Here is a 12,075-nt window from a genome sequence, read left to right as displayed (position 1 = left end):
CTGGTTTCGGCGATCTGAACCAGTATGGCCCCGACGCCTTCCGCTTCTACACCAAGACCAAGACCGTCACCGCACGGTGGTTCTCGGGCATCAAGGACGGCGTTGCCCTGAACTTCAAGGCCATGGATTGATCGAAGGGGTGTCGGGGGGGTTAATTGCAACGCCCCCGCACTCCGAAAATCGCGCTCAGGGCTACGTTAATATGGGCACTAAAGAACTCTCTACTACGCGCCCGCCATCGGGGGAGTTAAAAATGTTGGACACCAGCTGGATTAACTCCCACCACAGAACGCAAAGAACTATCAAGCCTTCTCCGACACCAACCCAATCCGACGAAACGGTCCCAATCATATCTTGAATGCAGCAAGCCCAGCCGCCTCAACATTGCGTCCGAGTATCACGTAAACCCTGATACAAAGAGTTCCCATGCCAGACCTCGCCCTTGATCTCCGCTTTCTCCACTACGCAATCCTCGTCGCGCGCCTCGGCAGCTTCAGCGCGGTGGCGGAAAGCCTCGATCTTTCCCACACCACCGTGAACCGTCGCGTCAGCCTTCTGGAACGAAGGCTGGGATTCGGGCTCTTCGAGCGCGACGCGACGGGAGCCCATCTCACCCCGGCCGGGGCCAAGTTCGTAGAGGATGCCGAACGCGGCATGAGCACCCTCCTTCGGGCGGTCGACAGCGCCCGGAATTTCCAGAAAGGTGCGACAGGGGTTCTCCGCATTGGCGTCATGACCTCCCTGTCCGGCGGTTTCCTTGCCGAATTACTGAACGCGTTCCATGCAAAATATCCTGAAGTCGAGTTCGAAATCAGCGAAATCACCTCGGAGTCAGGCGTCACAGGGGTGCTCTGGGGCCATCTCGACCTGGCATTCCTTCCTCGGACGGACGATATCGCCGGTTGCATGGTGATCGATCTCTGGCAGGAACGAGTACACCTTGCGGTTCCCGAGGGGCACCACCTGTCGAACTCATCCAACGTAACGTGGGAGGAACTGCGTGCTGAGCGTTTCCTTGTGCCATCCGGAAACGCCGGCGCGGAGCTGGATCAGCGCTATCTGGAAAAGCTGTCCAAGTCCGGTCCTTCTCCGAAAATCTCCACCCATGATGTCGGGCGCGAAAACCTGCTCAGCCTTGTCGGCCATGGATGCGGCGTCGCATTGGTCCTTTCTTCCTCCATGCACAGCCAGCATGCCGGCGTCTGTTTTCTGCCGATCGGCGATCCACCCGAATTCACCTCGTTCAGCGCCGTCTGCCTGAGCAAGAATCAAAGCGTCCCGTTGAAGAACCTGATCAATCAGGCGCAGGCACGCGCCAAAGCGGGAAGCGGTCACCCCGGGTGACGGCTGAGCGTTAGTCTTGCGCTGCTGAAGATACGCTCCCAGCCGAACCGTCCCTTTCCTTTCTTTTCCTGCGCCCCGGTACGCCGACCCGGTTTCCCTTGTTGCCAGCGCCGGTTTTCTGTCTCTTCTACTTGTCCCCGATCCAGGGCCGCCCGTCGCGGGTGCCCGTGACGGAACGAGGACGAGATGGCGGCTGCTCACCAGAAACCTGAAGCGATCCGGCGCGGCGCCCGCATGCTCCGCACCGCGCTCGGACCTGCCATCGCCCGGTTTCTGGAAGATCCCGCCATTATCGAGGTCATGCTCAACCCCGACGGGCGGCTCTGGATCGACCGGCTTTCCGAGGGGCTGAGCGACACGGGCGAGCGGCTCTCTCCCGCCGATGGCGAACGGATCGTGCGCTTGGTCGCGCATCACGTCGGTGTCGAGGTCCACACACGCTCCCCGCGCGTTTCGGCCGAACTGCCGGAGACCGGCGAACGCTTCGAGGGTCTTCTGCCGCCGGTGGTCTCGGCCCCGGCCTTCGCCATCCGCAAACCTGCCGTCGCCGTATTCAGCCTCAACGATTACGTCGACATCGGCATCATGAGCCGGATGCAGGCCGAGGCGTTGCGGCTCGCAGTCGCGACCCGCGCCAATATCCTCGTCGCTGGCGGCACCTCGACCGGCAAGACCACGCTGACCAATGCGCTGCTGGCCGAGGTCGCGAAGACGCAGGATCGCGTCGTCATCATCGAGGACACCCGCGAACTGCAATGCGCGGCGCCCAACCTTGTCGCCATGCGCACCAAGGACGGCGTGGCGACGCTCTCCGATCTGGTCCGGTCCTCGCTGCGCCTGCGCCCCGACCGCATCCCGATCGGCGAGGTGCGCGGCGCCGAGGCGCTCGACCTGCTCAAGGCCTGGGGGACCGGCCATCCCGGCGGCATCGGCACCATCCATGCCGGATCCAGTCTTGGCGCCCTACACCGCCTCGAACAGTTGATCCAGGAAGCCGTCGTCACCGTACCGCGCGCCATGATCGCGGAAACCATCGACATCGTTGCCGTCCTGTCCGGGCGCGGTCCTGCGCGCCGTCTCGTCGAACTCGTCCGCATCGACGGGCTGGGGCCGGACGGCGACTACCGTATCGCCCCAATCACACCGCCCAATACAGGAGATTCCGAATGATCCGTCATGCCTTGCGCATCCGTCATCAGGCCACGATGTCGGCAACCGCTGCCTATGTTAGTCTGTTCATGACGCCGGCCGCCCATGCCGCCGGCTCCTCGATGCCCTGGGAGGCACCGCTGACCAGCATCCTGCAATCGGTCGAGGGGCCGGTCGCCCGCATCGTCGCGGTGATCATCATCATCGTCACCGGCCTGACCCTGGCCTTCGGCGATACCGGCGGCGGCTTCCGGCGGCTGATCCAGATCGTCTTCGGCATCTCCATCGCTTTTGCCGCGTCCAGCTTCTTCCTGTCCTTCTTCAGCTTCGGCGGCGGGGCGCTGGTGTGATGTCGGTGACGTTCGAGCAACTGGACGCGGTGCCGGGCTTTAGCGTGCCGGTGCATCGCGCCCTGACCGAGCCGATCCTACTCGGCGGGGCGCCGCGCGCTATTGCCATCCTGAACGGCACGCTGGCCGGAGCGGTCGGTCTCGGGCTGCAGCTCTGGTTGCCTGGCCTGCTGATCTGGGCGGTCGGGCATCTGGCCGCTGTCTGGGCCGCAAAACGCGATCCGCTCTTCGTCGAGGTCGGGCGGCAACATCTGCGCCTGCCCGGCCATCTCTCGGTGTGAGGACGATTCATGATGAATCTCGCCGAATACCGCCGCACCGCCAGCCGCCTCGCCGACTTCCTGCCTTGGGCAGCGCTGGTTTCTCCCGGCGTGGTGCTGAACAAGGATGGTTCGTTCCAGCGCACGGCACGCTTTCGCGGTCCCGATCTGGATTCCGCCGTCGCCGCCGAACTCGTTGCGGTCGCCGGACGGCTGAACAATGCATTTCGCCGGCTCGGCTCGGGCTGGGCCATCTTCGTCGAAGCGCAGCGCCGGGAGGATTCCTCCTATCCCGAGAGCCTGTTTCCCGATCCGGCCTCGGCGCTGGTCGATGCAGAGCGCAAGGCAGGCTTCGAAGAACAGGGCACGCATTTCATCTCCGCATATTTCCTGACCTTCCTCTGGCTGCCTCCCGCCGAGGATGCCGCCCGCGCCGAAAGCTGGCTCTACGAGGGACGCGAGCAGTCGGGTGTCAATGCGCGCGATATCCTGCACGGCTTCATCGACCGCACCGACCGGGTGCTGGCGCTGCTCGACGGCTTCATGCCGGAATGCCGCTGGCTCGACGATGCCGAGACGCTAACCTACCTGCATTCCACGATCTCGACCAACCGGCAGCGGGTGCGCGTGCCCGAAGTGCCGATGCATCTCGACGCGCTGCTGGCCGACCAGCCGCTCACCGGCGGGTTGGAGCCGCGGCTCGGCGCGCAGCATCTTCGCATCCTGACCCTGAACGGTTTTCCGACCGCGACGACGCCCGGCATTCTCGACGATCTGAACCGGATCGCCTTTCCCTATCGCTGGTCGACGCGCGCAATCCTGATCGACAAGCCGGACGCCGCCCGGCTGCTGACCAAGATCAGGCGGCAATGGTTCGCCAAACGCAAGTCCATCGCCGCGATCCTGAAAGAGGTGATGACCAGCGAACCATCCGCTCTGGTGGACACCGATGCCGCCAACAAGGCCGCCGATGCCGATATGGCCCTGCAGGAACTCGGCGCCGATGTTGCGGGCATGGCTTATGTCACCGCGACGATCACCGTCTGGGACGCGGACGCCCGCGTCGCCGACGAGAAGCTGCGGCTGGTCGAAAAGATCGTTCAGGGCCGCGACTTCACCGCCATGATCGAGACGGTGAATGCGGTCGACGCCTGGCTCGGCTCGCTGCCCGGCCATGCCTATGCCAATGTCCGGCAGCCGCCCATCAGCACCTTGAATCTCGCCCATATGATCCCGCTTTCGGCGGTCTGGGCGGGAGAAGCGCGAGATATGCATTTCGACGCCCCGCCGCTGCTTTACGGACGCACCGAGGGGTCGACGCCGTTCCGCTTCTCGCTGCATGTCGGCGATGTCGGTCATACGCTGGTCGTCGGGCCGACCGGGGCAGGCAAGAGCGTGCTGCTGGCGCTGATGGCACTACAATTCCGGCGCTACGCAGGATCACAGGTCTTCGCCTTCGATTTTGGCGGCAGCATCCGCGCCGCCGCGCTGGCCATGAGCGGAGACTGGCACGACCTTGGTGGGGAGTTGAGTGCGGATGACGAAGCGTCGGTCTCGCTGCAACCGCTGGCCCGAATCCACGAGACCGCCGAGCGCGCCTGGGCGGCGGATTGGCTCGTAGCCATCCTCCGGCGCGAGGCCGTCGAAATCACGCCCGAAGTGAAAGAGTACATCTGGACGGCGCTGACGTCACTGGCTTCGGCGCCGGTCGGGGAGCGCACCATCACCGGGTTTGCAGTGCTGCTGCAAGCCAACGATCTGAAACAGGCGCTGCGGCCCTATTGCGTCGGTGGACCCTATGGCCGCCTTCTGGACGCCGAAGCGGAGCAACTGGGCTCGGCCGATGTGCAGGCCTTCGAGATCGAGGGGCTGGTCGGCACCGGCGCAGCACCCGCGGTCCTGTCCTACCTGTTCCATCGCATCGGCGACCGTCTCGATGGACGACCCACGCTGCTGATCATCGACGAGGGCTGGCTGGCGCTGGACGACGACGCCTTCGCCGAACAGCTGCGGGAATGGCTGAAGACCCTGCGGAAGAAGAACGCCAGCGTGGTCTTCGCCACGCAGTCGCTCAGCGACATCGACAATTCCGCCATCGCACCGGCGATCATCGAGTCCTGCCCGACCCGGCTGCTCTTGCCGAACGAGCGTGCCGTGGAACCGCAGATCACCGCCATCTATCGCCGTTTCGGCCTCAACGACCGGCAGATCGAGATCCTCGCCCGTGCCATGCCGAAGCGGAACTATTATTGCCAAAGCCGCAGGGGCAACCGGCTGTTCGAGCTGGGGCTTTCCGAGGTCGGCCTCGCCCTCTGCGCCGCATCCGCCAAATCCGATCAGACGCTGATCGGTCAGATCCTCGCCGAGCATGGCCACGACGGTTTCCTTCCCGCCTGGCTCAAGGCGCGCGGCGTCGACTGGGCGGCCGACCTGATCCCGGACCTCGCCAATCTAGTGCCCGAGACGCCCGGCATACCCCCAATCGAGCCATCCGGTTCGGGAACTCAGCCTGATGAAGGCGGGATGGCGGTGAGCGACGCCGAACCGGTCACCTCCCATTCAGAAACGGAAGAAAAGGAGACGACCCCATGACGCGCAGGATGCCAACGATCTCCCGGATGGCCAGCACCTCCATGCTTGCGCTGGCCCTGGCCTTACCCGTCACGCTGACGCCGATGCTGACCAGCCCGGCCCATGCCTGGCGCATCGTCTACGACCCGAGGAACCACGCCGAGACCCTGCTGACGGCGGCGCGGACGCTGGAGCAGATCGACAACCAGGTCCTCCAGTTGGAAAACGAAGCCCGGATGCTGATCAACCAGGCGCGCAATCTCGCCAGCCTGCCGCATAGCTCGCTGCAGCAGCTCCAGCAGAATGTCAGCCGCACCCAGCGACTGCTCGACGAGGCCCGGAACATCGCTTTCGAGGTGCAAGAGGTCGATCAGGCGTTCGAGCGGGAATACGGCACGCCGGACCTGTCCATGTCGGAGCAGCAACTGCTGACCGACGCCCGCACCCGCTGGAGCAACACCATGGGCGGGCTGCAGGACACCATGCGCGTTCAGGCCGGCGTTACCGGCAATATCGAGGCGCAGCGGGCCGAGATGGCCACGCTGGTCGAGCAAAGCCAGGGCGCCACTGGTGCCTTGCAGGCCAGCCAGGCGGGCAATCAGCTGCTGGCCCTGCAATCGCAGCAGCTCTCCGACCTGACGGCGCTCCTCGCCGCCACCGGGCGCGCCGAGGCGCTGGTCGAGGCCGAGCGCGCGGCGGCGGCCGAACAGGGCCGCATCCAGCGCCAGCGGTTCCTGACGCCCGGCACCGGCTACCAGCCCAGCAATGCCCGGATGTTCAACGACTGAAGCCCCGAGGAGGCCTTCTCATGGGACGAAAAGCGATGGCCAAGCTCATTGCCATCCTGTTTCTGGCGATCGTCATGACCGTGACGCTGATCCGGATGGAACGGAGCGGCGATCTGCCGCCGCTGCCGGGGAGCGAGGCACCTGCGCGGCAGGAGGATCCGCTGCGCGAGGGTCAGCGCCGCTGCCAGCGGATGGGCGAGGCTGCGGCCAATGATGCCTACTGCCTGCGCATCTGGGGCGAAACCCGCGACCGTTTCCTCGGGCGGGCACCGGCGCAGTCCACCACGACCCCCAGCCGCGAGGAGTAGAGGCACATGGGCGGCTCCGGGGTCATCGACAACTTCCTTGCGGTCTTCACCAGCTATATCGACTCGGGCTTCGGGTTGCTCGGCGGCGAGGTGGCTTTCATCGCCACCACCCTGATCGTGATCGACGTGACGCTCGCCGCCCTGTTCTGGGCCTGGGGTGCCGAGGACGACATCGTCGCCCGGCTGGTCAAGAAGACCATCTTCGTCGGCGTCTTCGCCTGGCTGATCACCAACTGGAATACCCTCGCCCGCATCGTTTTTGAGTCGTTCGCCGGGCTCGGCCTCATGGGATCCGGCACCGGCTTCACTGCGGCGGATCTCATGCGTCCCGGCCGCGTCGCCCAGACCGGGCTCGATGCCGGGCGGCCGCTGCTGGAATCGATCTCCGACCTGATGGGCTGGGTTGCGGTCTTCGAGAATCTGATCCAGATCCTCTGCCTGTTCTTCGCCTGGGCGCTGGTCATCCTCGCCTTCTTCATCCTCGCCGTGCAGCTCTTCGTCACCCTGATCGAGTTCAAGCTGACCACGCTCGCCGGTTTCGTGCTCATCCCCTTCGGATTGTTGGGAAAGACGGCGTTCATGGCCGAACGCGTGCTCGGCAATGTCGTCTCCAGCGGTATCAAGGTCCTGGTCCTGGCGGTGATCATCGGCATCGGCTCGACGCTGTTCTCGCAATTCACAGCGGGCTTCGGCGGCGTTGCGCCCACCGTCGACGACGCCATGGCCATCGTGCTGGCGGCACTGTCGCTGCTTGGTCTCGGCATCTTCGGCCCCGGCATCGCCACCGGGCTCGTCTCCGGCGGGCCGCAGCTCGGCGCAGGCGCCGCCGTCGGCACCGGCCTCGCCATCGGCGGCGCCGCCATGGCCGCGGGCGGCGGCACCATGCTGGCGGCCCGCGCCGGCGGCATGGCGCTGTCCGGCGGCGCAGCCACCGTTCGCACCGGCGCGGCGGCGGCAGGCGCGGCCTCGACCGCCTACCGGCTCGGCGCCATGGGTCATTCCGGCGCCGGTGGCGTCGCGTCCGGCATGGGCGGCGTCGCCAGCGCCACGGGATCGGCGGTGATCTCGCCGCTGCGCCGCATGCTCGGCAAGGCCGCGGGTGGCATCAAGTCCAGTTACGCATCCGGCGCCAAGGGCAGTTTTGTGACCACCGGCGGCACCTCCACCATGGGCACCGCCGAGGGCAGTGCTGGTAGCGCAGATGCCTCCCGGACCGATGGTACGCCCCAATGGGCCCAAAAAATGCGCCAGGGACAGACGCTGAGCCGTGGCCTGTCCATCGCCGGCCATGCCATCCGCTCCGGCGACAACCATGCCGGCGGTGCCTCGATCAATCTTTCCGAAAGAACCCGCCGATGAACATTTTTCGACGCCCCGCGACCCATTACGGCAAGACGCCCGAACCCGAAACCCCCTATCAGAAGGCCGCGCAGGTCTGGGACGAGCGCATCGGCTCGGCGCGCGTGCAGGCACGCAACTGGCGGCTGATGGCCTTCGCCTGCCTGCTTCTGGCCGCCGGTTTTGCTTCCGCACTGGTCTGGCAATCGGCGCGCAGCACCGTGGTGCCCTGGGTAGTGCAGGTCGACGATCTCGGCCAGGCACAGGCCGTCGCGCCTGCTTCTGCCGATTACCGGCCCGGCGATCCGCAGATCGCCTGGCATCTCGGCCGCTTCGTCGAGCAGGTCCGGTCGATCCCGGCCGATCCCATCGTCGTACGCCAGAACTGGCTCCGGGCCTATGAGTTCACCACCGACCGTGGTGCGGCCGCCCTGAACGAATATGCCCGCACCAACGATCCGTTCACCAGGGTCGGCCGCCAGCAGATCGCTGTCGAGGTGTCCTCGGTCATCCGCGCCTCCCCGGATTCGTTCCGCGTCGCCTGGACCGAGCGGCACTACGAGAACGGCCAGCTGTCGGCCACCGAACGCTGGACCGCGATCCTGACCGTGGTGATCCAGACGCAGCGAACCGTCGAGGCGCTACGCGCCAATCCGCTCGGCATCTATGTCAACGCCGTCAACTGGTCACGGGAGATGTCGCAATGACCACAATGCGCTTTGAACCACCAGCCCGCGACATGACGGGAACATCCCACAAACCAGCAATCCTCCTGGCCCTGTTGTTTGTGGCAACGGTTTCCGGCTGTGCCACGACCAAGACGCCGCAGTTCAGCTATGACGACGATGTCCCGCCCCTGCCGTCACCTCCTGCCACCGTTCCGGCCGATCCGGTCCCGAAACCGCTGCATGTGCCACCCGGCTGGACCCCGGCGCGCGGCGGCGGGGCCGCCGGGACGCCCGAGGGCCGGGTCACCAATGCCAATGCCGCCGCCCGCGTGGAGCCGCGCCGCGAGGGCTATTACAATGCCATCCAGGTCTATCCCTGGTCCGAGGGCGCGCTCTATCAGGTCTATGCGGCGCCGGGCCAGATCACCGATATCGCGCTGGAGCACGGCGAGACGCTGAGCGGCGAGGGATCGATCGCCGCCGGCGACACCGCGCGCTGGATCATCGGCGACACCGAGAGCGGCAGCGGCGCATCCCGCCGCGTCCACGTCTTCGTCAAGCCGACCCGCGAGGACATCTCGACCAACCTGGTGATCAGCACCGACCGGCGGGTCTACATGATCGAATTGCGGGCGCGCGAGGCGCTCTACATGCCCTCTGTCTCCTGGACCTATCCCGCACAGCCCGGCGGCAAGCGACAACCAACCGTCGCTGCGCCGATCATGCCGGCGGCCGCCGCGCGCAATTATCGTTACGGATTGCAGATCGAAGGTGTCAGCCCGCCCTGGCGGCCGGTTTCGGTCTTCGACGACGGCCGCCGCACCTATGTCGTCTTCCCGCGCGGCATCGTCCAGGGAGAGATGCCGCCGATCTTCGTCATCGGCCCCGATGGCGCGGCGCAGATCGTCAACAGCCGCAGCCATGGCAATGTGCTGATCGTCGACCGGATCTTCGCCGCCGCCGAACTGCGCCTCGGGTCAGGCCAGCGCCAGCAGGTGGTGCGGATCCTGCGGATCGCGCCCCGCCAGACGACGGACGGGCACGCACCTCCGCAGGTGAAGGCGGCTGGAGACAGAACATGACCGGCAAATCCTCCGACACCACCGCGCCGATGCGCCTGCGCGCCGAGCCACCGAAGGTGACCCGGCTTTCGCGCAAGGCCCTTACTGCCTTCGGCCTGATCGCCTCGCTGGCGATCGGCGGGGCATTGATCTATGCCCTGCAGCCGCGCGACCGCAACCAAGATGGCGAGGAACTGTTTTCCACCGAGAACCGCGCCACCGCCGACGGGCTGGCGGACCTGCCCCGCGACTATAGTGGACCCATCCTCGGCCCGCCTTTGCCCGGCGATCTCGGCAAGCCCATTCTAGAGGTGCAGAACCGGGGCGAGCCCATCCTGTCCCCGGCGATCACGCCGCCCGCGGCCGATCCGGACGAGCAACGCCGCCTTGCCGAGGAAGAGGCCGCCCGGGTCAGCCAGCTGTTCTTCGAGACGTCACAGACTGCGGGAGCCGCGCAAGTGGCTGGGCAACCCGGCATGGCAGGCACCGGCACAGACGGTATGGTCGCTTCACCCATAGCCCAGAACCCGCGACAAGCCTTCCTGAACGCCGCACCGGACCGCCAGCCGGTATCGGCCGAGCGCGTCACGGCACCGGCCTCGCCCTACCTGCTGCAGGCCGGGGCGGTCATTCCCGCCGCTTTGATCACCGGCATCCGCTCCGACCTGCCCGGCCAGATCGTGGCCCAGGTCACCGAAAACGTCTATGATAGCCCCTCGGGCCGCTACCTGCTGATCCCGCAGGGCACGCGGGTCGTCGGCGAATACAGCGATGCGGTCAGTTTCGGCCAGCGCCGGGTGCTGCTGGTCTGGAACAGGCTGATCTTTCCCGACGGCCGTTCGCTGGTGCTGGAACGCCTGCCCGGCGCAGATGCGCAGGGCTTTGCCGGGCTCGAGGACGGGGTCGACTATCACTGGGCGGAGATGGCCAAGGCCGCCGGACTCTCGACAATCCTCGCCATCGGCACGGAAATCGGCAGCGAGGATGACGACCCCCTGGTCCGCGCCATCCGTAAGGGCGCCGGCGACACCATCGCCGATGCCGGACAGCAGATCGTCGAGCGCCAGTTGCAGGTCGCGCCGACCCTGACCATCCGGCAGGGATTCCCGATCAGAATTCTCGTTACGAAGGACTTGGTCCTGGCCCCGCAAGGAGGTTGATCATGGTGAAGCTGAAGCTCGGACCCATCGCCGACGACAAGCCGGTTAAACTGACCGTGGAATTGCCCGCGGCGCTGTTTCGGGATCTTGTCGCCTATGGGCAAATTCTGGGGCGTGAAACCGGCGGGCCGCCGGTGGAGCCCGCGAGGCTCGTCGTGCCGATGCTGGAGCGCTTCGTCGCCACGGATCGCGGGTTCGCGAAGGCGAGGCGAGCCAGACCGGCCAAGTCGGCCGGGGAAACGTCCTGAGCGATCAGTCTAGGGCGTGTTAACACTTGAGCATGTCGACAATGAGAACGAAGTTGAGGAAGGCTCTGAACATGATGTCGAGCTTCTCGAAACGGGAGAAAATACGCCGAAAGCCCTTCAGCCTGCGAAACAGCCGCTCCACCTCGTTGCGGCGCTTGTAGAGTTCGCGATCATATTCCCACGGTTTCTTGCGGTTTGCTTTGGGTGGCACGACCGGCTCGAGCCCCAGGTCCAGAACAAGTTGGCGGGTCTCATCGCCTTCATAGGCACGGTCCATCAGCATCGGCACGCCCGCATGCGGCCTTTTCCAGTTCCGCAACAAGGCCCGCCCCTCCGGTGCATCATGCGCCTGACCGCCGGAAAGGCTGAATATCAGGGCTGTTCGAGCATCCGCGGCAACCAGATGAACCTTGGTATTCCATCCTCCGCGAGATTTCCCGATGGCTTGCGGCCCCTTTTTTTGGGCGCCCCGGTCCCATCCGGGTGAACTTTGACCGAGGTGCTGTCAAGGCCGAGACATTCGACCCGGATCCGGATCAGCCGATGTTCCTGCAAAGCCGCGAACAGCCGGTCAAGCACGCCCGCCTCCGCCCAACGGCGCAGGCGGGTGTAGATCGTATGCCAGTTTCCGAACCGGGGAGGCAAGGCCCGCCATTTGCAGCCGTTTTCGGCGATATTGAGCACCGCATTGATCATCGTCAGGTTGGAGATCCGCACATTGCCGCGCTGGACAGGCAGATATGGGCGGATCAACTCGTATTGTGCTTCATTTATCTCATTCATTTCAAAAAAATAACATGCATACCGTTCGCAGGGTAGTGTTAACACGC

The 12,075-nt window shown here is 65.5% G+C and carries 13 protein-coding genes; 12 read left to right on the top strand and 1 reads right to left on the bottom strand.

The window, feature by feature from the left end; all coding sequences use genetic code 11:
• The first annotated feature begins 426 nt into the window (after positions 1–426).
• The 12 genes from ACDP63_RS20090 (at position 427) to ACDP63_RS20035 (ending at position 11,245) form a co-directional block, all read left to right on the top strand.
• On the top strand, positions 427–1,344 hold the full coding sequence (locus ACDP63_RS20090) for a LysR family transcriptional regulator (RefSeq protein WP_409928573.1): 918 nt from the start codon (positions 427–429) through the stop codon (positions 1,342–1,344).
• Positions 1,345–1,530: 186 nt separating this feature from the next.
• Entirely contained in the window at positions 1,531–2,514 is a 984-nt protein-coding gene (trbB, locus tag ACDP63_RS20085) for a P-type conjugative transfer ATPase TrbB (protein ID WP_409928572.1), read from the top strand.
• Positions 2,511–2,843: a TrbC/VirB2 family protein gene (locus ACDP63_RS20080; protein WP_409928571.1), complete on the top strand. Its 333-nt coding sequence runs from the start codon at positions 2,511–2,513 to the stop codon at positions 2,841–2,843. The genes trbB and ACDP63_RS20080 overlap by 4 nt, the downstream gene beginning before the upstream one ends.
• Positions 2,843–3,124: a VirB3 family type IV secretion system protein gene (locus tag ACDP63_RS20075; protein WP_409928570.1), complete on the top strand. Its 282-nt coding sequence runs from the start codon at positions 2,843–2,845 to the stop codon at positions 3,122–3,124. Before ACDP63_RS20080 ends, ACDP63_RS20075 begins: the two co-directional genes overlap by 1 nt.
• Positions 3,125–3,133: 9 nt before the next feature.
• The gene (trbE, locus tag ACDP63_RS20070) at positions 3,134–5,695 is read left to right on the top strand and encodes a conjugal transfer protein TrbE (RefSeq protein WP_409928569.1); all 2,562 of its coding nucleotides are present in this window, start codon (positions 3,134–3,136) and stop codon (positions 5,693–5,695) included.
• A complete protein-coding gene (trbJ, locus tag ACDP63_RS20065) occupies positions 5,692–6,462 on the top strand; it encodes a P-type conjugative transfer protein TrbJ (RefSeq protein ID WP_409928568.1) in 771 nt (256 codons plus the stop codon). The genes trbE and trbJ overlap by 4 nt, the downstream gene beginning before the upstream one ends.
• A gap of 20 nt (positions 6,463–6,482) precedes the next feature.
• Positions 6,483–6,770 (top strand): putative entry exclusion protein TrbK-alt, encoded by a 288-nt coding sequence (gene trbK-alt, locus ACDP63_RS20060; protein ID WP_409928567.1) that lies wholly within the window; start codon positions 6,483–6,485, stop codon positions 6,768–6,770.
• A 6-nt stretch (positions 6,771–6,776) separates the two neighbouring features.
• A complete protein-coding gene (gene trbL / locus ACDP63_RS20055) occupies positions 6,777–8,129 on the top strand; it encodes a P-type conjugative transfer protein TrbL (protein ID WP_409928566.1) in 1,353 nt (450 codons plus the stop codon).
• Entirely contained in the window at positions 8,126–8,815 is a 690-nt protein-coding gene (gene trbF / locus ACDP63_RS20050; RefSeq protein WP_409928565.1) for a conjugal transfer protein TrbF, read from the top strand. The genes trbL and trbF overlap by 4 nt, the downstream gene beginning before the upstream one ends.
• A 32-nt stretch (positions 8,816–8,847) precedes the next feature.
• On the top strand, positions 8,848–9,858 hold the full coding sequence (gene trbG / locus ACDP63_RS20045; protein WP_409928564.1) for a P-type conjugative transfer protein TrbG: 1,011 nt from the start codon (positions 8,848–8,850) through the stop codon (positions 9,856–9,858).
• A complete protein-coding gene (locus ACDP63_RS20040) occupies positions 9,855–10,997 on the top strand; it encodes a TrbI/VirB10 family protein (protein WP_409928563.1) in 1,143 nt (380 codons plus the stop codon). The genes trbG and ACDP63_RS20040 overlap by 4 nt, the downstream gene beginning before the upstream one ends.
• Positions 10,998–10,999: 2 nt before the next feature.
• Positions 11,000–11,245 carry a DUF2274 domain-containing protein gene (locus tag ACDP63_RS20035; protein ID WP_409928562.1) on the top strand — a complete coding sequence of 82 codons (246 nt, stop codon included), beginning with the start codon at positions 11,000–11,002 and terminating at the stop codon, positions 11,243–11,245.
• A gap of 19 nt (positions 11,246–11,264) precedes the next feature.
• On the opposite strand, the gene ACDP63_RS20030 is transcribed toward ACDP63_RS20035, so the two are convergent.
• A protein-coding gene (locus ACDP63_RS20030) for an IS5 family transposase (protein ID WP_409928561.1) occupies positions 11,265–12,028 on the bottom strand; the annotation gives its coding sequence in 2 pieces (ribosomal slippage) (positions 11,265–11,701 and positions 11,701–12,028; 765 coding nt in all).
• Positions 12,029–12,075 lie beyond the last annotated feature (47 nt).

Source organism: Paracoccus sp. P2 (assembly GCF_046335115.1).
Taxonomy (GTDB): Bacteria; Pseudomonadota; Alphaproteobacteria; order Rhodobacterales; family Rhodobacteraceae; genus Paracoccus; species Paracoccus pantotrophus.
The sequence above is the reverse complement of the archived record's forward strand: the minus strand, read 5'-3'. Positions and strand labels throughout refer to the sequence as shown.

Coding starts and splice junctions, on each gene's coding strand:
- ACDP63_RS20090 (WP_409928573.1), top strand. CDS start 427: ATGCCAGACCTCGCCCTTGATCTCCGCTTTCTCCACTACGCAATCCTC.
- trbL (WP_409928566.1), top strand. CDS start 6,777: ATGGGCGGCTCCGGGGTCATCGACAACTTCCTTGCGGTCTTCACCAGC.
- trbF (WP_409928565.1), top strand. CDS start 8,126: ATGAACATTTTTCGACGCCCCGCGACCCATTACGGCAAGACGCCCGAA.
- ACDP63_RS20080 (WP_409928571.1), top strand. CDS start 2,511: ATGATCCGTCATGCCTTGCGCATCCGTCATCAGGCCACGATGTCGGCA.
- trbG (WP_409928564.1), top strand. CDS start 8,848: ATGACGGGAACATCCCACAAACCAGCAATCCTCCTGGCCCTGTTGTTT.
- ACDP63_RS20040 (WP_409928563.1), top strand. CDS start 9,855: ATGACCGGCAAATCCTCCGACACCACCGCGCCGATGCGCCTGCGCGCC.
- trbJ (WP_409928568.1), top strand. CDS start 5,692: ATGACGCGCAGGATGCCAACGATCTCCCGGATGGCCAGCACCTCCATG.
- trbB (WP_409928572.1), top strand. CDS start 1,531: ATGGCGGCTGCTCACCAGAAACCTGAAGCGATCCGGCGCGGCGCCCGC.
- ACDP63_RS20035 (WP_409928562.1), top strand. CDS start 11,000: ATGGTGAAGCTGAAGCTCGGACCCATCGCCGACGACAAGCCGGTTAAA.
- trbE (WP_409928569.1), top strand. CDS start 3,134: ATGATGAATCTCGCCGAATACCGCCGCACCGCCAGCCGCCTCGCCGAC.
- trbK-alt (WP_409928567.1), top strand. CDS start 6,483: ATGGGACGAAAAGCGATGGCCAAGCTCATTGCCATCCTGTTTCTGGCG.
- ACDP63_RS20075 (WP_409928570.1), top strand. CDS start 2,843: ATGTCGGTGACGTTCGAGCAACTGGACGCGGTGCCGGGCTTTAGCGTG.